The following is an 18,029-nucleotide window of genomic DNA, read 5'->3' as shown; positions in this document are numbered from 1 at the left end:
AATATAAGAGGTGCACTATAGTGGAGCTGCTTCAGTTGAAATACTTTCAGACCGTCGCTTATACAGAACATATTTCTAAGGCTGCCGAACAATTAAATATTGCTCAGCCTTCTTTAAGCCTGACGATAAAGAGACTTGAGGATGAGTTGGGGACAACCTTATTTGATCGGAAAGGGAGAAATATACAATTGAATGCATCCGGAAAAATCCTCTTGAACCATGTCAACAGGATTTTCACCGAAATTGAAAATGCAAGAATGGAAATACAGACGAAAGATATGGCAATTGACCATACCATCAAAATATCGATTTCAAATCCCAGATTCCTATCTGGATTGATCAGCAGGTACATTACCCAGTGGCCGGATACCAATATCCAACAAGGACTTGGAGCTAGAAATGACATCCTTGCAAACTTAAAAAAAGGGGATATTGATTTGGGGATCGCAGGTCCACCTATAGCGGACGATGAGATTGAGAGTTGTGTCCTTATTAATGAAGATATCGTGCTAGTTTTACCATCCACTCACAAGTTTGCGACAAAATCTGAAATTTCGCTAAGCAAAGTGGCCGATGAATCTTTTATTTCCCTTGCTAATAATGAGGAATATAGCTTCTTTACAACCGAGCTTTGTAAAAAAGCAGGATTCACTCCTAAGAATATATTCGAGGTAGATTCTCATTTACTGGCGGAAATTATTAAGGTTAATCAGGGCATCGCACTGCTCCCAATTTCGGTCTGTAGAAAATTGGATTTGATTTACGTCAGAATCGCGGATATTAATCCTACCTATCCAGTGGGACTATCTTGGGTGAAGGATAGACATTTGACTTCTTCGGCTAAGAATTTCCGAGACTTTATTATTGCATATTTTAATGATCATTATGCATTGTACAAAGTTTGAAAACTACATATTCGGAGCATTCTGTGACTTTTTGCAACTTGAAATTAGTCATTGGTTTTCATCTATAGTGCTGTAATATATCATTCACTGATTGCTCAGGTGACTGCTCCGAATTGTCCAGCCAAAATCCCATTTGAGGCGTTTCCTTCAAAAAGTCTGAATACAAATTCTCTACCGTAAAGCCAGTGTACCCTACCTTTCCTCTTGACTTTTCACGCTCTTTTACCACCTCTACCTTAGGACACAGCACAACTAACTGAACCGGGTAATCCTTTAACTGCTCCATCATATAGACTAATTCCGCACCGTAATAATTATCCTGCAAAACTACAGAAAAACCATTCTCATAATAGGTTTTTGCGGCATTTGCGGCTAACTGATAACGCAAATATAATTGACGGACTGCTTCTTCCGACGGTTCAGCGGACATGTCTTCGCGGCCGGATACAATCATGCGACGGAATATATCACCACGCAGATGTACGGCTTTTCCCAGCTTGGAAGCCAGCAGCTCCGACACTGTTGACTTACCAGAAGCCATTACGCCTGTAATTAAGTAGATCGCTTTTTCCATAACTAAATACCTCCTTCTTATCATAAAAAGAAACAACCCTATACAAAGCAGAAACATTCAACTGAATTAAGATATGGGTTCTTAGACATATTTATTTATCATGGCATTTAGAAACTCTCGAAATTCTTCAACATATACTTTAGGTTCTAAAATTTCCAAATCCGTTCCAAAACTAGCTAAAAACCGGAATCCAAAGTGGTTTTGCGGCATATCTATTTCGGCTATAAGGAGTTCAGAATTGTAAGCTTCAATCCTTTTGTGACCGTACCTTTCAATAAACTGATCTTTGATTCGATGTGAGATCAATACTTTAATTGTAACAAGTTTCGGTTGATAATATTGCTCAGTTTTCTGTTCAGTCATATAATCTCTAGCAACAAATGTTTCGATATCGATATTCAGATTATCCGTTCTGGACAATTTAAAAGTTCGATATTCCATTCGATCTAAACAAAACCCCTTCAAATACCAACTCATTTCACTAAAATGAAGCTGGTATGGCTCGACCCGTCTCTGCGACTTGACCCCACTTTGATCTATATAATCGAATGTAAGTAACCTTCCTTGCTCTATTGCTTCCTGACAGGTCTTTAAGATTTGGACAATTTCAGGACGACCATCCCAATTGTAAAAAGACAGTTGAATTGTACCTCCCGAAGTCTTTGAACCTATCATCGATTCAATCTTTTTAAGCGTTGATTCTACTTCGTCACTAAATAGAATTTTCCCCAATCCTCCCAGTGCAGTTAGTATATTTTCTAAGTCTTTGCTACTTAAAAGTCGTTTGTCTATTTTGTATTCATCCATAATCCCGTATCCACCGTTCACTCCATTTATAGAATAAATGGGAATGTTAGATAATCCGAGTGTTTCCATATCACGTAGAATCGTTCTTTTGGACACATTGAATAATTTCGCAAATTCGGTGGCTGATACCACATTCTTTTGCAGCAAGATCATTATGATCGATATTAATCTTTCAATTTTGTTCATGATAGTCCTCTTTAGGTAAATAAATTTCGAATATAGCTATAATAGGTGACAATCTAGCTGTCACCTATTATAGCTTACACTTCATGTATTACAAGAAGGAGGTTTTATCATGTCAGTTATTGCATATTTAAATTTTGATGGGAACACAGAGCAGGTTATCGCGTTTTATTCAGAAGCTTTAAACGCAAGTAAGGTAAAAAAAGTGAAATTCAAGGATTTTTCACAAGATCCAAACTCCCCTTTGCCAGATAATGAGTTGAATATGATTATGGAGTCATCGTTAGAATTCGCTGGTGGGAAAATAATGATGTCGGATCTTCTTCCTTCGATGAAGAATGTAACGGGTGAGCTGGTTAAAGGCAACAATGTAATCATTAGTATCATTATTGATGATAAACAGGCAATGGAAAATTACTTTTCTAAGTTGTCTGTAGGTGGCTATGTAATCATGCCTTTATCAGAGATGCCTTGGTCTTCCTGTTTCGGAATGTTGGTTGATAAATTTGGTATCGTTTGGAAGTTTAATAGCGATGCTAATACATTCCTGGATAGCGTAATTTCTAATGCTACTTAATGTACTGCTTCCAGCAAAGTCAAAAATCGAATTGAGATCTTGGTTTCAAGAACACTGCTTGACTGAAAATTCTTGCTGGATCGTTGTGAGTATGAAATCAACACCAGGTACGCTGCTGTATCTGGATGCTGTTGAAGAAGCCTTGTGTTTTGGATGGATTGATGGACAAAAAAAGAAAATTTCCGAGACTCAATTAGCTCAAAGACTATCTCCTCGAAGCAAAAAAAGTTCATGGACTGAATTGAATAAAGAACGAGCCCGTCGCCTTGAATCGTTGGGATTGATGACAGATGAAGGTCGAAAGGCTCTCCCAGATCTCAATTACGAATCATTTAAAATTGACCCTATTATTGTGCAGAGGTTAAAAGAGGACACGGATGTGTATCAGAGTTTCTCCGCATTCCCAGATCTTTATAAAAGAATTCGAATCGACACCATCCAAAGCTATAAAAATCAACCTGAGTTATTTAACAAAAGATTAGATAAATTTATAACAAACACCAAACAAAATAAAATGTATGGCAATTGGAATGACAATGGACGCCTTTATGACCAAAACACCTCACCTTGAATATTCAAGGTGAGGTGTTTCATGATAGAAAGTAACATTGATCGAAATCGGAATTTAAATATTTCAATTATCATTAGAAATTTTATCAGTCAAAAAAATCCGATTGGTGGAGTTGCTTTATTGGATTTGTTGAGTCAAACTCCATGATTATTACTCACCCAGGTTGTTCCAGAACGCTTGGAAGGCACCTTTCTCGATTTCGAAGAATACCGGTACATTGCCGTAACGTACCAGTCCTTCCCCAAACAGGACTAATTGGACCTGCGTCTTATCTTCGAGCGTCAGGTAGATGATCTTGCGATCTTCCTGCCCGTAAAGGCGCTCCTCCAGTTCAGGGCTTGTTGCTACCGGTTTGGCAGCGTATAGCGCTGAGATAAAGCTGTTCAGCGATTTGTCCGCTGCGAGCGGCTGCAGCTGCTGCAAGCCATTGTTCCAGCTGGCGAAGGTCTCCCACTGCGCCGAAGTGACGTTGCCTTCGAGATGGAGCTTGCCGATCAGGTCTTCGCCGCTGCCGATAGTGATGCCGTTGCTCTGATCAAACAGTTGGGCATACCCCTGACCATCGATCTCGGTGTAGGACATGATGCGGAAATTCGTGTCGTAGCCGTTGACCGCATAGATGTCCGCTTCTCCAATGTTGGAGGCCAGCTCCGTGTACTCACCCTTGTCGCTCAGCTCATGAATTCCCCCGGTCGTAGTACCGAGCTTCTCACCTCGCAGGGCAAGCGCATCCGTACCGTTAAGTGATGTAGCAGACTGTGTATAGACATTGCCTTGATAGACCACCAGTTGAAGCATATCGGCTTTCACGCCATTCTTGGAATCAGGCAGCTCTGTCTTCGGAATCACCACCGGATCGAATGACGCGCCCGGAGTGACCTGTGTCACCTGCTTCGCTGGCGCGGTCGGTCCACTCACTTGCTGCCATATGCTTGGCGCCGCAAGTCCAACACTGGCAGCAATGACGACGCTCGCTGCAATGTATAGAGGCTTTCGCTGGCGCTTTTGTTCATGGCGTTGTGTGTTCAAGGTTTGCTCTATCCGTTTTTTCATTTGGTCATTTGTTTTCATATGGTCCACCGCTTTCTTATAGTTACGTTTGAATTGTTCCTCGTTCATTGGGGTTCTTCTCCTTCCAGCTCCAGTTTTAACAGCTGTCTTCCCCGCTTTAACCGCATCTTCACTGCAGACTCGCTGATCTGCAGGATCTCGCCGATTTCCCGGATCGGATAATCTTCGTAATAGTACAAATGAACCACCGATCTATACTTGACGGGCAGTGACAGCACGAGTTCAATCAGTGCCTGATCTTCGGGGTTGTCTGTCGTAAGGGGATCTGCTCCCTCCAGCTTGACCTCCCGTTTGCGCCAGCCTCTGCCTAATAAGGATTTACAATGATTGGTGATGACCCGGATCAACCATGCTTTCTGATGTTCTGCATCATTGAACGTAGGGGCTTTTTCCATTAACTTGATGAAGGTATCCTGGGTGGCTTCCTCCGCATCCTCTCGCCTGCCGAGGTGCACCATGGCAATCCGGAACAGCGTATCCGCGTAAGTTTCATAGACTTTCATCATATGATCTCCCCGTTGGGGCATTGATCGCTGCATGGTTGTTCTGCCCTCCTTTATATCTCTAACACTCTCAAGGACGGCATTTGGTCACATTTTGTTGTAAATTTAATATTTAGATATTTTTCAAACGAGTGACCAGATCAACCTCTTGTTCTCATGGACGGATATGGATTTGTAAGAAAAATAATAAAAAGCCGCTAAAATAGCGACTTTGACGATTAAAATCCGATTGGGATTCATCATAGAACGGAGCTTCTTTTGGCAACGATTGAGCCTTCTGAAAATTTAGACAGACAAAAAGCCGTCATTATGACGGCTTCATGTTTTAACGCATCTATGGTAGTTACAGCAATAACATAAAGCGTGTTAAATACTTCTATGGATCACACTTTTGGTCTCTGCTGCCTCAAAAATGGTCTCAATCAGTACAAGTACTCTGTGAACTTCATCATTCTTAATTGCAATTTCAGATTTCCCTTCGAGTACAGAGACGAAATTTTCATAGAAGCTTTGCTCCTCCAAGTCCGGCTTTTCTATCGCAAACTTTAGTGTGGACTGTTCGGACGGCGGTGCCATCGTTTTGGTCAATCCCTGCCCCGCTTGGATAGGTTTCGGCTCTATATGTGCAACATCCGGATTTCGAGTGATAATCTCTCCACTTAAATCCCAGTCCCTAATCACTGCTGTACCTTCCGTTCCTTTGAGATACCATCTCGGTAACTTCACATAATTGGTTGTTCCCACTTCAATAAGTGCTGTCAGGCCATCTTTAAACGTTATATAACTCGTAAAACCATCATCCACTTCGGTTCCCAAAATATAACTTAAATTAGCCGCAACACTTTCAATTTGACTATCTGTAATCTGTAGCAGTTGGTCCAGCAAATGCACGCCCCAATCCAGCAGCATACCTCCACCATAATCCTTCAGCTGACGCCAATCGCCAGGAATGCCGTTGGCTCCTTGAACCCGGGATTCCAAATGGAACAGCTCGCCAAATTTCTTTTTATCGATGATGTCCTTGGCAGTCCGGAAATCTTCATCCCAGCGACGATTTTGATGGACCGTAAACACACGATTCTCCTCGTTCGCTACCTTAACGATATCATTAAAATCCTTGCTGGTTATTGTAACCGGTTTTTCGCAAATTACATGTTTTCCAGCCTGCAGAGCTTGAATTGCTATTTCTTTGTGAACATCATTAGGAGTAGCAATCAAAACGATATCCACCAGATCATCTGTTAGAACAGCATCCAGATTTGCGTATGTTTTATAGCCGGCTTCCTTTCCCAATTCCATCCGATATTCAACAGTATCGTATACCCCAATTACGGAAATCTGTGATACAGGCTCAATTAACTGGCAATGATAGCTGCCCATCCCTCCAAAGCCAACAATTGCTATATTATAAATTCGGTTATTCATCTTCATCGTCCTTTCCCTTTTTGAATATGCCTACATGTCAGATCTCTCACAGCAAACTTTATGTAAGAAAGATGAGTGGCTGCGACCTTGATTTATGCAAGATGTATAGCACCTCAACTTGTTTAATACCCTTATCATACAAGTCTCATAAAAGACTATCTTCCTATTTTCTTGCTGTTTTATTCCCGGATATTGTCATGCGATACTTTAAAGGCGATGTCCCCGTCGCTTCCTTGAAGAAGTGATGAAATGTCTTAACGCTATTGAATCCGGCTTGCTCTGCTATTTCGGTAATCGAATAGTTTTCATTGAGCAAAATCCATTTCGCTTTATTAAGTCGATATTCGTTTAGAAAAGTTACAAAGGTCATTCCTGTATTTTTCTTAAAAAACTTAGTGAAATAATAAGGACTGAACCCTATATAGTCGGCAACGTCTTTTAGTATAATTGATTCCTGGTAATGGCTTTCTACATATTCAAAAATTCGTTCCAGCTTTAATAGCATTTCTTTGGTCGGAGTCAGGATATTTTCCGAGATTTGTGGTCGATGTTTCTCACTCCCCCTTGGTACTTCTCTTAGAATAAAAGTCAACATTTCATAAAGTTTGGCCTTGATCATATATGCATAGCCCTCTTTGCGCTCGTAATCTTCTGTGCTTATGTTTTGCAGAAGAGGAAGAAGCTTGGTTGCCGTTTCACGAGGCCAATTCCTGCTAGATTGCTCTATTTGAGTAAAAATGTCACGAAGCGATCGATCATCGTAAATTAGTGTGGATACGTCTTGGAACAGGCTCAGATCAAATTGAATAACAATTCGCTCACTATCAGGCGATGACAAAAAAAAGTGGACGTCACCGCCATTAATGAATTGGACTTCCCCCTGCTTCAGACGGATTACATTGTCATTCAACCCCAAATCCAGGCTTCCCTGGGTAACATAAATAATTTCAATTTCCTTATGCCAGTGAGGATAACAGAGCACATCCCCTTTGTGAATAAAGCTTCGAAATGGGAGTCGTTTGTCAAGTTCCGGGATCTCCAGATATAAACTCATGTACGCTAGCTGTCCTCCTTATATGTGTTGCATTCAATATATATTATGTAACCGTTTTCAAAAAAACCTCCTGTGCAAATTCCTTATTTTCATTCTCTGCAGTTCCAATAATAATTCAAAAGGATATGTTTATAAACGTTTTTCTCATAACAATTGTTGCTAAGTAATCTTGCCTCATCCATTCCATTTTGAAGGTAACAGTGCAAGATTAACAACAAACCTTTTTTCAAAAACCGCACATTCGATATCCGGATGTACGGTTTTGTTTACATTCTAATTCTCTTGTTCCTGTATCACCTGTTCAATTCCCGACAAAATCAGCTTCAAGCCGAACTCAAACGCTCCGTCGCTCCCCATCATCTCAAACAGCCCGCTCTTGTGCATTCTTCGGAACAACCCTGCTTCTGTCTCGCTCATGGAGTCCAAGAGCTGAATCATCTCCCCGCCCGGTAGCTCTCCCTGATCCTTAATCATTACGGATACTGTGCGCTGATGCTCATAATTATCCAGAACAAAGAAGAAAACATAGTTCACAAGCGTAAGAACGGCTTGCAATTTCTGCTCTTGCTCAAGTGGCGTCGATTCCATGCAGAGAAGCATACGGTTGGTGAAGCGAATCATGTCCGGCTCATGTGGCAGCGTCTGCATCATAAGCTGCGTGGAGCAGGGATAACGGCGGAGTACACTCCGTATCGATATCGCAAGGCCCTCCATTTGCACCTTCCAGTCCCCATCGGATTGGAATTCGTTCAGGATCATTTTCGATATCTGGTTGGCCAGATGCTGGTAGAGATGCTGCTTGCTCTTAAAGTACCAGTACAGAGAAGGAGCCTGAATACCCAGCCGATCGGCCAAGCGCCTCATACTGAATTTCTCAATACCTTCATCCCCAAGAAGCTCCCAAGAGGCTTCCAAAATCTTATCCTCTGAAATCTGAGGCTGTTGTTTTTTCATCCGTATCCGCCCTTTTATCTAACAGTGTAAGATTGTGCTTTACAGGTTCATAAGTTCATGATACCATCTAACACTGTAAGGCACAAACTAACGCTGTTAGATTGAAAGCTGGAATAGCATTTGAATTCCAAATCATTTCAAAAAATAAATGAAGAAAGTAGTGACTCACACATGGATGCAGAAAACCTCCATTATTTTGAAAAAGCACCGATCGCAAAAGCCGTAGCTCACTTCGCTGTACCGATGATGTTAGGTACGTCGATGAGTGTCATCTATTCTATCCTGAACGCCTTTTTCCTTGGTACATTGGGCAATACTGCCATGTTAACCGCACTTGCGCTAACCTTGCCATTATTCGCAGTGATTATGGCGCTCGGCAACTTGATTGGTATGGGTAGCGGTACATTCATCTCTCGTTTGTTAGGAGAAAAAAGATATGAGGATCTAAAACATGTTTCTTCATTCGCCTTTTACAGCAGTTTAGTTCTTGGACTTATCGTAATGGCCATCGGCCTCCCGCTGATCGACCCAATTGTTCATAGCCTGGGAGCAACGCCTGAATCCTTCGGATTTACTAAAGACTATGTCACGATTATGCTTATCGGTTCACCTTTCGTCATATTATTCTTCACGCTGGAGAACATCGTGCGCTCAGAGGGGGCAGCAATCACATCCATGATCGGTATGATTCTCAGTGTGGTTGTAAATATTATTCTTGATGCGATTGTCATCTTCATCTTCCATTGGGGTATAATCGGCGTTGCTTCTGCAACGGTCATTTCTAACTTGGTTGCCAGTGTTTTTTACGCATTCCATATGGGGTATAAAAGCCAATTCTTGACTGTCTCCGTAAAATGGTTCAAGGCTTCCAAGGAAATTATGAGTAATGTTTTCAAAATCGGAGTTCCCGTCTTTATCATGAGTATCTTCTTGGGTGCAATGTCGCTCATTTTGAACCATTTTCTTGTCGAATATGGAGATCAGGCCATAGCGGGGTACGGAATTTCATCACGCTTGTTGCAATTTCCTGAGTTTATTCTGATGGGCTTATGTGAGGGAGTTGTGCCATTGATTGCCTTCTCTTTTACAGCGAATAAATTACGCATGAAGCATACCATTGGATTTACGATCAAAGCGATTTTGGCGTTAGCTGTTGTGTTCGGCGTTGTCGTCTATTTGATTTCCGACCACTTAATTGGTTTATTTACGAATGACCCGCAATTAATTGAAATGGGTAGCTACATTCTGCATGTGACGTTCCTATCCTTGTTCATTACAGGAATGACCTCGTTGTTTGTGGGGATCTTCCAAGCAACTGCGCAAGGAACGGCCGCGTTTGTTATGTCAGTCATTCAAGGAATTACTCTGATTCCTGTACTCTATATCGCTAACCGATTGAATGGCTTTCACGGGGTTGTATGGTCACTCGTCATTGCGGATGTCGTCGCGTTTCTTGTTGGAGCCATCATGCTGTATCTTCTTCGTAACAAATTGCAGCCAGATTTAGAGAATCTAGTGCATTAGAAAACAGTTAATACGCAAGTTCGCAGAGTGTAGTTTAGAGCGATATGTTCAGACTTAAACGTCCAATTTCTTTTTGAAAGAAATTGGACGTTTTTAATATTTCGGATGGCGATTCAAGACCGACTAACTTTTTATTTAGATTTGCCTTCTTCTACATACTTCAATTCATTTACTTCTAAGACGTTCCAATCTTTCCCGTCGTACTCAAACTTTGTTACACTGCCATTAGCAAAACCAGCGGCTGGTACTTTATTAACATCAATTTGGGCAAGTATTGTTCCCATTGTTATTCCATGTGATACCACTAATACGTCCCCACCACCATTTTGATAAGCCTCATCTGCAATTAATTTAAATTCGCTGAAAGCTCTCTCGTTTAATTCCTCATAACTTTCTGCTTCACCAGAAGGATCAATTTCTGAAACGGCATTCATTATCTTTTCGATAATATTGCCACCGCTAGCTAAAAGTTCTTCTTGGCTATCGAACCCCAAGTGTTTAGCAGCATCTCCCCACATAACTTCATTCTTTTCTCCTTCATAACTTCCAAAATATCCTTCACGAATTCCTTGTTTTTGAATTAACTCTAAGTTTTTTGCATCAGTTTGATTTTCAGCGAGTATCAAGTTTGCTGTTTGTATCGCTCTACCACTATCGCTTGAGTAAGCAGCAGTAAATGGTATTGTACTCAGCCCCTTCCCTACATTTTTGATTAACTCTTCACCTTCAGGAATAAGTGGGCCGTCAGCCCAACCTTGAGCCCGGTCAGTATTGTTTAGAATGGTTTTACCATGACGAACAAGGTAAATCGTCACTTTCCCTGGTTCTTTTTGCTCTTCTGCTACTTGATTATCCTCATCGGAATTTCCACTTGCATTTTGATTTGAACTTACACAAGCTGCTAAATTGAACACCATCATAATCATTAATAAGCTAAAAATAAGATTCTTTTTCTTTTTCATTTTCTTACCCCCAATTTATGATTTTTATATTTATTATGAAGACTTCTAAATTACTGAAGTCGCTCACAATCTCAACAAAAAAACCTGATCCAATAAAGCACAAATAAAATCAGTGCGCTTCATATCAGATCAGGTTATGCCCTACTAAGGTTACATCCCTGTAAAAGGTATTTAGTTTTAGTTTATAAACTTATCATTCTTCACAACCACATACCAGGTTATGCCCTATTGAGGTTACATCCCTGTCAAAGCATTAAGATTATAGTTATGAAATTATCATGCTCTACAACAAATGTCAACGCTTTCATTTTCTTCAGTGTAATTCTCTAGAAGACCAAGCGGTCTTTGCTCGATCACTTAAATAATATTTTGGTATCTATCGTTTATCCTTGTCATAACAGGAGTCAACAAGAACAGCCATGTGCTATTGTCCGAAGCTGGAAGCAAAACAAGAGGACTTTTTGTACCAGCATAACGTATTCGGATGTTATCTGATTCAATACACCGTAATGTACTTATAAGAAACTTGCCATTTATCGTAATGCTGAAATTTTCTCCGTTCTTATCTTCCAAAAGAAGCTCATCTCGTACATCACCAATTTCGGACGTACTTGATATAAGCTCCAACCTCTTCTCTGAAACATGTATTGTAATTAAATGATGATCAGCCAACACAAATACGCGGTCAATCACTTGCCTAAATGATTTAACATTCAAAATAATCTCGGAGACATAAGTGGTTGGAACAAGATTTCTGGTTGATGGGTATAAACCTTCGATTAACACCGATTCAATAATCTGATTTTGCGCTATAAACCTGATCTCATGATGGCTAAGTTGTATGGTTACCATTCCGTCGCCTTCATCGTCCAACAGTTTGACGATCTCCATTAAGTTAACACCAGGAATTACTGCACTTCCGATAAATCCCCTTTCGTTCTCAATATAAATTGACCGTGAGGCCATTCTTATAACCCCGTCTGTAGCAATCATAGTAAGCTGATTTCCTTGAACCTCCAGCGATACTCCCGTCAAAATCGGTTTCGCCTCAGATGTTGAAACTGCCCCGGCTACCTGTTTGATCAAAGACTTTAATAAGCTGGACGATACATCTATACTTTTACCTGTGTATTGATGATATGTTGTAGGGATAAATGGGTAATCAATAGGTGATATTCCGCTCAGGCAAACACGTGTGTTCCCAGAAGTAATACTTAGTATAAGTTGCTCGTTCACCTCCAAGACCACATTTCCATCATTCAATTTACGAATGATTTCATATAGATACTTGGCTGGGCAGACAATGCTCCCCTTCTTAACAATATGAATCTTGTTATTATCAGTAATACAAGCCCTATGTTGAACCGTTAGACTGGCATTACTACCGCTAAAAACAACCTCTTTGCTCCCTACATATATGTACAGCCCGGACAAGACACCCTGACTATTATTCGATAAAGCCTTAAAGACATGTTGAATAGACTTAGATAGTAGATCTCTTGATAAGTGCACTAACAACTTATTCACCTGTCTTTCTTATTAGCGTTGTAATAGGCCTCAATCAAATTTCTTAGAAATGAAGACCGAGAGATCTCTAGATCTTCACACTCACGATCAACTTCTTCCCAGATATCTTCAGTTAGAGTTAAGGAAACCTTCTTTGTCACGCCGATTCCCTTTCTTCCTGCTCCCTCACGCGGTCCTCCACGGGTAAAAACGAAGCCGAGCTGACCGTCTTTCTTAGAAAGACCAATCTTAAATTGTTTGTCCTCCATCTTATTTATCAACTCCTTTGAATTGGGTTACTTAAATCAATTGCCCCTAATCACATTTTACCACATATATCTATACGCTGCCACTGAGTGAATACTCATCGAATCGGGAATCGCTACAAGGGCCTTATCCTGGAATGAAACAAGAACTTACAACCTAAAAAAAAGCCGCTGCTTAGCGACTTTCAATGGGAAAATCTATTATCCAAAATAGTGTGACGCATCATACGAACTGCATTTTCCAACTAAAAACACACAAAACGATAAGCACTTTTATTCAATTACGCCGCAATCAGCCAAGACTTCCGGTTTATAACGCATGCTGTCCGATTCTGTGATGGGACGAATGACTCTGCAGGGTACACCCGCTGCAAAAGATCCTTCAGGGATATCTTGGTTCACTACGCTTCCAGCGCCAATGACGCATCCGTCGCCAATGGTAACACCGCCACATACGGTGACGTTAGCCGAAATCCAAACATCATTTCCGATGGTGACAGGTTTAGCATAACAGAGCGACTTAGGTTCCCCGTTTTGGTCCAGCATTTGTCGACGTTCTGAAGCAATGAAAGGGTGAACCGGTGTAACAATGGTTACGTTAGGTCCAAAGCTGACGTAATCACCAATGGTTACCTTAGCATCATCCTGGACGGTTAGATTATAGTTCGCAAAAAAATGGTTACCGATTTCTGTGTGAACGCCATAATGAAAGAAAATGGGGCCTTGTATAAAACAACGCTCTCCTTTACGACCCAGAATCTGCATGAGTAATGCTTCGCGTTCCTCCGTTTGATCCTCAAAAGTACGACTGTATTGACTACTAAGATTGTGTGAGCGAAGCTTTATAGTCTTAAGGTCAGGATGGCCGGGGCTAAATAAGATCCCATCAAAAATTCGTTCTTCTTCAGTCATGTTATCAACTCCTGTTATAAATACTTCGATACATGAATCAACCAAACTGCTAAGAATAATAAAAAAACTCACTTTGTATAATACCTTTATAATGAACATTTATAAAGTGTATAAAAAGCATCCTACGAAATCAACTACAAAACAAGTGTATTTTTCCACACCATTTCTGTCAATGAATACTCGGAGGCTTTTCGTTCTTCCAACAACGTTTATTTTCCCTACAAACTGATTCCCTTTTCGTTTCGTACTTTGTCCGGTGTTACATCATTTCCATCTGGATCGAGTATGGTAAGCACTGAAAAAGTGTTTAGAACTTGCCCACGAATTTCCCGTAAATAGTCTTCACGTAATACTTGTTGTTCAACTCGTTCCGCATTGGTCAAACCTTCTTCACGCTCTTTTTTCGCCAATTCATTAATGCGACCTAAATGTTTAATCATCCTTTTCCTCTCCTTCTTTACAATTAATCTTACTGGTAGTCTAGCACCGAAATGCATACATTGCACCTATTTATTAGATAACGCCGGGAAATATGGAACCACTTCCTCCCCTAATTCTTGAATCACCTCGTCAACCGGACGTGTTCCATATTTCAAGTTAAATGCAAGATGATTCACACCGATTCCTTTTAAAGCATTGAGGTATTCAATTAAAAAATTATATCCGCTCCTAAACCCTAAGTGAATAGGAGTTGGATCTTCATCTGGATTTTCTGATAAATCGATATATAACGACTGATTAAAAGGCTTAAATTCATCCGTTAATGTACGCCATTGTTGAATAAGTGATGCTTGATCAATGATATTTCGTGGGTAATACAGCCAGCCATCACTGTGTTTTGCTATCCATTCCGGTGTCTGCGAAGAATGGCCTGTTACCAAAATAGGAATATCCTTCAATTCCGGTTTGGGTAATAAATCGCCACCCTGAAGGTTAAGGCTTGGTGAATGAATTACCGGGAAATCTTCATTCCAGACTTTTCTCATGACTTGCAAAGATTCTTGAAATAATTCACCACGTTGTTCTCGGTCCACTGAAAATGCCGAAAATTCGCTAGGACGATCCCCCGTAGCAACGCCCAGCACAAGACGTTTTCCGGAAATTCGATCAACAGAAGCTGCTGCTTTTGCTACATGCAACGGATGGCGTAGTGTGGTGATCATACTTCCGGTACCCAATGAAATCTTTTTCGTATGAGCTGCCAAGTAACCAAGAAAAACCCATGGATCATATATTTGTCCCACATCCCCAAAGCTTGGAACATTTAAAGGAACATCTCTAACGAATAAGGAAGCAAAGCGCGCTTCTTCTGCCTTTTTCGCCAATTGCATTTGTTGCTCTAACTGCATCTCCGGGATACTACCCTTATAAGACTCTATCGGAAAATATATCCCGAGCGTAAGTTGCTCTTCTTTAAACATGTTTGTATAGCCCAGATGTGATTCAAATTTATTCATTTCCTGACCTCCGCATAAATATCCAATATTCAGTTGCAAAGGCAATGATAAACCATATAACCTTCAGAAAATAGTACGCACAATTTTGTTCTATAGGATAAAATTTGTGATATTGTATACATTTTTATACCAAACGGGAACTGTCACGTTCGACAGTCCCCGTCTCCTAATTACTGCTTGCCTTGAAGCTCCTCATGCCATTCCTGTTTGAGCTCACTCCAATGTGCTCGTTTTTCCAGTGCAGCCTGGAAATCACTCCAAGCCTGTTCAAATTGTGAGTCATCCTTAGCCATAATCAGCTTAGCTTTATACTCTTTTCGCACATTATCAAGTTCAGGCAAATATTTCTCCCATAAGCCACCCGGTTTGGCCTTCACCATATCGTAGTTTTCAGCAACCCGGGTCCCACCCATTTTGCCAATCTTTTCGGTGAATTCGATCGTTTTAAATCTTCCTTTCGGTTCAGTAACCCCATAATTCCACCATGGATACCAGTCATTGCTATAGGAAGATGCCGCATAAAGCTCTGGCGTCGTGCTTGCTTTCTTCGCTTGATCTCCAGAATCATGCAAAGCTTTATATTTGTCGTCCGTGTACACCCATTTTCCTAACGGTTTATCCACCCAATCCCAGAACACTCCTGGCGGACCTTCATTCACGACCTGCTGCTGTTCGGGCTTGGGCTGTAGTGTGTAATCGAAGAAAGCAAGAATGGAATCGAGATTTTTAGTATTTTTATTGATAAAAACGTCATTAGCAGGATATGGATTGATAATCTGATTAGCACCAATCTCACTCACGCCATCCACTTTCGGATAGGGAATGACATCATAGTACCATGCCGGATCGGTTGGCCCGTCAAGAACCTCCCATAACTGTGCGTCCATATTAAAGAATCCACCTGTATTCATGGCTACACGTCCGGATTTGTTTTTCTCTTTGTAACGCTCCTTCTTGTCTGTAATCGCTTCGTGATCCAGAAGCCCTTCCCGGAACATGTTGTTCATCCATTGGTAAGCCGCTTTATATTGCGGATTGTCATAGATAAACTGATAGTCATTACCTTGCTTCTCTACTGGAATGACGCCGCCCGCTGTGCTGACCGTAACGCCAAATGTACTCAGGATGACATTTTCATCGCTTGCGTCAGAGAGAAAACTAAGAGGAATCAAAGGTTTCCCGTTTTCATCTTTCTGCTTAGCCGACAATCTCAAATACTTCTCTATACCGTCCAACGATTTCAGATCTTCCATCGTCATGCCGGTTTTCTCCAGTACATCTGTACGGACAAACCAGCCGTAGGAAGCCCAACCGGGCCAAGGATCATCGGGATTTTGATCAAACCATGTCGGAATGGAATAGATATGTCCGTCCGAAGCTTTCATTTGATCCAGATAGATTTTCGGAATGGAGGCCAACCCAGGATATTTATCCGGCATATCGAAGTATTGCTCCAGCGGAAGAACGCTGCCCGAACGCGTCATCGCTGTGGTCACGACATCACTACGGGAGAACAGAGCTGCATCATCAAAACCACCAGTATTCAATTTCAGGTTCAGCTCTGTCATTACATCGCCCTGTGTAGCCTCCAGCCGAACATCTATGCCCGGCTCCTTTTCTTTCCAATACTTTTGGACCATACTTTGGTTATTAATTGTTGCATTCCATCCCAGCCATAGCCTAAAGGAATTTGCAGAACTGCTGCCACTCTCCGTACTGCTGCTTGAGCATGCCGTTATCCCAAACATCAGTAGAGCCAAGGATAATAGCGCCAGCTTTCTTCCCTTTTGTTGACGTAAACTCATCATATGCGTCCCCCTCGGTTATTTTGAAATTGTATAGGATTAGAAAACCCATTCTGTTGCTTCATTTTTCATTGGGTTATCCTTTTACTGAGCCGATAAGCACACCTTTTACAAAATACTTTTGCAGGAATGGGTACACACACAGGATCGGAAGCGCGCTTACCATGACTGTCGCCATTTTGATGGACATCAGTGTAACGTTAGAGAGCATGGTGCCCCGGGCAAGCGCTTCCTGATTATTGTTGGAACCGAGGACAGTCGAGATATCCTGGGCAGACAGCAGTTGTTGCAAAAACGTTTGAACCGGAATCAGATTCTGATCTGAAACATAAAATGCGCCAGAAAACCAGTCATTCCAGTGCCCTACTGCAGTAAAAAGGCCAATGGCTGCAAGCATGGGTTTCGAAAGCGGCATAATAATAACGAAGAGAATGCGGACAGGATTGGCGCCATCAATCTCAGCCGATTCAATCAGTGCTTCCGGAATCCCCTGGATAAATTTCATCATCACAAACATATTCCACGCTGAGAAAGCGGACGGAATGATATACACCCAGAATGAGTTTAATAATGACAAGTGATTAAGCTGGATATACAAAGGGATTAATCCGCCACTAAACAGCATCGTAATCAGCACGTATCCCAGGAGGGATTTCCTGAAAGGAAGTTGCCGATAGGACAAGCCATAAGCCGCCAGAAGTGTGATGAGTAAGCCGACAAAAGTGCCTACGATCGTTCGGGATATCGTAATTAAGTAGGCATGTTGAATAACCGAATTCCCAAGCACAACCTCATAATTGTACAAAGTAAACTCCCTCGGCCACAGATAGACACCGCCTTTCGCCGCATCGCTGCCAACGTTTAAGGAAACGGCAAGCATATACGTGAATGGATAGATTACCGAGATACAGAGAAGTGCCAATAGAAACACAATAATTGTCTGACCCACCCGTTCCCTCATAGAAGTTCTCAT

The 18,029-nt window shown here is 41.4% G+C and carries 19 protein-coding genes; 4 read left to right on the top strand and 15 right to left on the bottom strand.

What is annotated here, in order from left to right; translation table 11 throughout:
• Positions 1-20 precede the first annotated feature (20 nt).
• Positions 21-905, top strand: coding sequence for a LysR substrate-binding domain-containing protein (locus G3352_RS23835; protein ID WP_163760645.1), 885 nt, complete (start codon positions 21-23; stop codon positions 903-905).
• Positions 906-963: 58 nt separating this feature from the next.
• Here the strand turns inward: G3352_RS23835 and G3352_RS23830 are convergent, their stop codons facing one another.
• Both G3352_RS23830 and G3352_RS23825 read right to left on the bottom strand, forming a co-directional pair.
• A complete protein-coding gene (locus G3352_RS23830) occupies positions 964-1,479 on the bottom strand; it encodes an AAA family ATPase (protein ID WP_163760643.1) in 516 nt (171 codons plus the stop codon).
• A gap of 81 nt (positions 1,480-1,560) precedes the next feature.
• Positions 1,561-2,472: a helix-turn-helix transcriptional regulator gene (locus G3352_RS23825; protein ID WP_163760641.1), complete on the bottom strand. Its 912-nt coding sequence runs from the start codon at positions 2,470-2,472 to the stop codon at positions 1,561-1,563.
• A 109-nt stretch (positions 2,473-2,581) separates the two neighbouring features.
• On the opposite strand from G3352_RS23825, the gene G3352_RS23820 reads away from it, so the two are divergent.
• Both G3352_RS23820 and G3352_RS23815 read left to right on the top strand, forming a co-directional pair.
• Positions 2,582-3,046 carry a VOC family protein gene (locus G3352_RS23820; RefSeq protein WP_163760639.1) on the top strand — a complete coding sequence of 155 codons (465 nt, stop codon included), beginning with the start codon at positions 2,582-2,584 and terminating at the stop codon, positions 3,044-3,046.
• Positions 3,036-3,617: a YdeI/OmpD-associated family protein gene (locus G3352_RS23815; RefSeq protein WP_163760638.1), complete on the top strand. Its 582-nt coding sequence runs from the start codon at positions 3,036-3,038 to the stop codon at positions 3,615-3,617. The genes G3352_RS23820 and G3352_RS23815 overlap by 11 nt, the downstream gene beginning before the upstream one ends.
• A gap of 150 nt (positions 3,618-3,767) precedes the next feature.
• Here the strand turns inward: G3352_RS23815 and G3352_RS23810 are convergent, their stop codons facing one another.
• The 5 genes from G3352_RS23810 to G3352_RS23790 all read right to left on the bottom strand — a co-directional run bounded on the left by G3352_RS23810 (position 3,768) and on the right by G3352_RS23790 (position 8,624).
• Entirely contained in the window at positions 3,768-4,736 is a 969-nt protein-coding gene (locus G3352_RS23810; RefSeq protein WP_163760637.1) for a hypothetical protein, read from the bottom strand.
• A complete protein-coding gene (locus tag G3352_RS23805; RefSeq protein ID WP_163760636.1) occupies positions 4,733-5,227 on the bottom strand; it encodes an RNA polymerase sigma factor in 495 nt (164 codons plus the stop codon). The genes G3352_RS23810 and G3352_RS23805 overlap by 4 nt, the downstream gene beginning before the upstream one ends.
• Positions 5,228-5,557: 330 nt before the next feature.
• On the bottom strand, positions 5,558-6,622 hold the full coding sequence (locus G3352_RS23800) for a Gfo/Idh/MocA family protein (RefSeq protein ID WP_163760635.1): 1,065 nt from the start codon (positions 6,620-6,622) through the stop codon (positions 5,558-5,560).
• Between the two features lie 157 nt (positions 6,623-6,779).
• Complete coding sequence (locus G3352_RS23795) at positions 6,780-7,670, bottom strand: AraC family transcriptional regulator (RefSeq protein WP_099856101.1); 891 nt, start codon at positions 7,668-7,670, stop codon at positions 6,780-6,782.
• Positions 7,671-7,943: 273 nt separating this feature from the next.
• Positions 7,944-8,624: a TetR/AcrR family transcriptional regulator gene (locus tag G3352_RS23790; RefSeq protein WP_163760634.1), complete on the bottom strand. Its 681-nt coding sequence runs from the start codon at positions 8,622-8,624 to the stop codon at positions 7,944-7,946.
• 171 nt (positions 8,625-8,795) lie between these two features.
• Here G3352_RS23790 and G3352_RS23785 point away from each other — a divergent pair, with 171 nt between their 5' ends.
• On the top strand, positions 8,796-10,148 hold the full coding sequence (locus G3352_RS23785) for an MATE family efflux transporter (RefSeq protein WP_163760633.1): 1,353 nt from the start codon (positions 8,796-8,798) through the stop codon (positions 10,146-10,148).
• A 131-nt stretch (positions 10,149-10,279) separates the two neighbouring features.
• Here the strand turns inward: G3352_RS23785 and G3352_RS23780 are convergent, their stop codons facing one another.
• The 8 genes from G3352_RS23780 to G3352_RS23745 all read right to left on the bottom strand — a co-directional run bounded on the left by G3352_RS23780 (position 10,280) and on the right by G3352_RS23745 (position 18,029).
• Positions 10,280-11,110, bottom strand: a complete 831-nt coding sequence (locus tag G3352_RS23780; RefSeq protein WP_163760632.1) for a histidine phosphatase family protein — start codon at positions 11,108-11,110, stop codon at positions 10,280-10,282.
• 357 nt (positions 11,111-11,467) lie between these two features.
• On the bottom strand, positions 11,468-12,622 hold the full coding sequence (gene dnaN, locus G3352_RS23775) for a DNA polymerase III subunit beta (protein WP_163760631.1): 1,155 nt from the start codon (positions 12,620-12,622) through the stop codon (positions 11,468-11,470).
• Between the two features lie 11 nt (positions 12,623-12,633).
• Positions 12,634-12,885, bottom strand: coding sequence for a ribbon-helix-helix domain-containing protein (locus G3352_RS23770; protein ID WP_163760630.1), 252 nt, complete (start codon positions 12,883-12,885; stop codon positions 12,634-12,636).
• A 270-nt stretch (positions 12,886-13,155) separates the two neighbouring features.
• The gene (locus G3352_RS23765) at positions 13,156-13,794 is read right to left on the bottom strand and encodes a sugar O-acetyltransferase (RefSeq protein ID WP_163760629.1); all 639 of its coding nucleotides are present in this window, start codon (positions 13,792-13,794) and stop codon (positions 13,156-13,158) included.
• A gap of 218 nt (positions 13,795-14,012) precedes the next feature.
• Positions 14,013-14,234, bottom strand: a complete 222-nt coding sequence (locus G3352_RS23760) for a DUF896 domain-containing protein (protein ID WP_076289250.1) — start codon at positions 14,232-14,234, stop codon at positions 14,013-14,015.
• Between the two features lie 66 nt (positions 14,235-14,300).
• Complete coding sequence (locus G3352_RS23755) at positions 14,301-15,251, bottom strand: LLM class oxidoreductase (protein ID WP_163760628.1); 951 nt, start codon at positions 15,249-15,251, stop codon at positions 14,301-14,303.
• Between the two features lie 170 nt (positions 15,252-15,421).
• Positions 15,422-17,059 (bottom strand): type 2 periplasmic-binding domain-containing protein, encoded by a 1,638-nt coding sequence (locus G3352_RS23750; protein WP_240343197.1) that lies wholly within the window; start codon positions 17,057-17,059, stop codon positions 15,422-15,424.
• A gap of 73 nt (positions 17,060-17,132) precedes the next feature.
• Complete coding sequence (locus G3352_RS23745; RefSeq protein ID WP_063562693.1) at positions 17,133-18,029, bottom strand: carbohydrate ABC transporter permease; 897 nt, start codon at positions 18,027-18,029, stop codon at positions 17,133-17,135.

It is taken from the genome of Paenibacillus sp. ALJ109b (genome assembly GCF_010747435.1).
In the GTDB taxonomy this organism is placed as follows: Bacteria; Bacillota; Bacilli; order Paenibacillales; family Paenibacillaceae; genus Paenibacillus; species Paenibacillus taichungensis.
Note: the sequence above shows the minus strand (reverse complement) of the source record. Positions and strands in the feature narration are given on the sequence as shown.

Excerpts from the sequence above, each read along its gene's own strand:
- G3352_RS23765 (WP_163760629.1), bottom strand. The coding sequence starts at position 13,794 with ATGACTGAAGAAGAACGAATTTTTGATGGGATCTTATTTAGCCCCGGC.
- G3352_RS23750 (WP_240343197.1), bottom strand. The coding sequence starts at position 17,059 with ATGATGAGTTTACGTCAACAAAAGGGAAGAAAGCTGGCGCTATTATCC.
- G3352_RS23795 (WP_099856101.1), bottom strand. The coding sequence starts at position 7,670 with ATGAGTTTATATCTGGAGATCCCGGAACTTGACAAACGACTCCCATTT.
- G3352_RS23805 (WP_163760636.1), bottom strand. The coding sequence starts at position 5,227 with ATGCAGCGATCAATGCCCCAACGGGGAGATCATATGATGAAAGTCTAT.
- G3352_RS23770 (WP_163760630.1), bottom strand. The coding sequence starts at position 12,885 with ATGGAGGACAAACAATTTAAGATTGGTCTTTCTAAGAAAGACGGTCAG.
- G3352_RS23825 (WP_163760641.1), bottom strand. The coding sequence starts at position 2,472 with ATGAACAAAATTGAAAGATTAATATCGATCATAATGATCTTGCTGCAA.
- G3352_RS23815 (WP_163760638.1), top strand. The coding sequence starts at position 3,036 with ATGCTACTTAATGTACTGCTTCCAGCAAAGTCAAAAATCGAATTGAGA.
- G3352_RS23785 (WP_163760633.1), top strand. The coding sequence starts at position 8,796 with ATGGATGCAGAAAACCTCCATTATTTTGAAAAAGCACCGATCGCAAAA.
- G3352_RS23820 (WP_163760639.1), top strand. The coding sequence starts at position 2,582 with ATGTCAGTTATTGCATATTTAAATTTTGATGGGAACACAGAGCAGGTT.
- G3352_RS23745 (WP_063562693.1), bottom strand. The coding sequence starts at position 18,029 with ATGAGAACTTCTATGAGGGAACGGGTGGGTCAGACAATTATTGTGTTT.
- G3352_RS23810 (WP_163760637.1), bottom strand. The coding sequence starts at position 4,736 with ATGAACGAGGAACAATTCAAACGTAACTATAAGAAAGCGGTGGACCAT.
- G3352_RS23780 (WP_163760632.1), bottom strand. The coding sequence starts at position 11,110 with ATGAAAAAGAAAAAGAATCTTATTTTTAGCTTATTAATGATTATGATG.
- G3352_RS23800 (WP_163760635.1), bottom strand. The coding sequence starts at position 6,622 with ATGAAGATGAATAACCGAATTTATAATATAGCAATTGTTGGCTTTGGA.
- G3352_RS23755 (WP_163760628.1), bottom strand. The coding sequence starts at position 15,251 with ATGAATAAATTTGAATCACATCTGGGCTATACAAACATGTTTAAAGAA.
- G3352_RS23790 (WP_163760634.1), bottom strand. The coding sequence starts at position 8,624 with ATGAAAAAACAACAGCCTCAGATTTCAGAGGATAAGATTTTGGAAGCC.
- G3352_RS23830 (WP_163760643.1), bottom strand. The coding sequence starts at position 1,479 with ATGGAAAAAGCGATCTACTTAATTACAGGCGTAATGGCTTCTGGTAAG.
- G3352_RS23760 (WP_076289250.1), bottom strand. The coding sequence starts at position 14,234 with ATGATTAAACATTTAGGTCGCATTAATGAATTGGCGAAAAAAGAGCGT.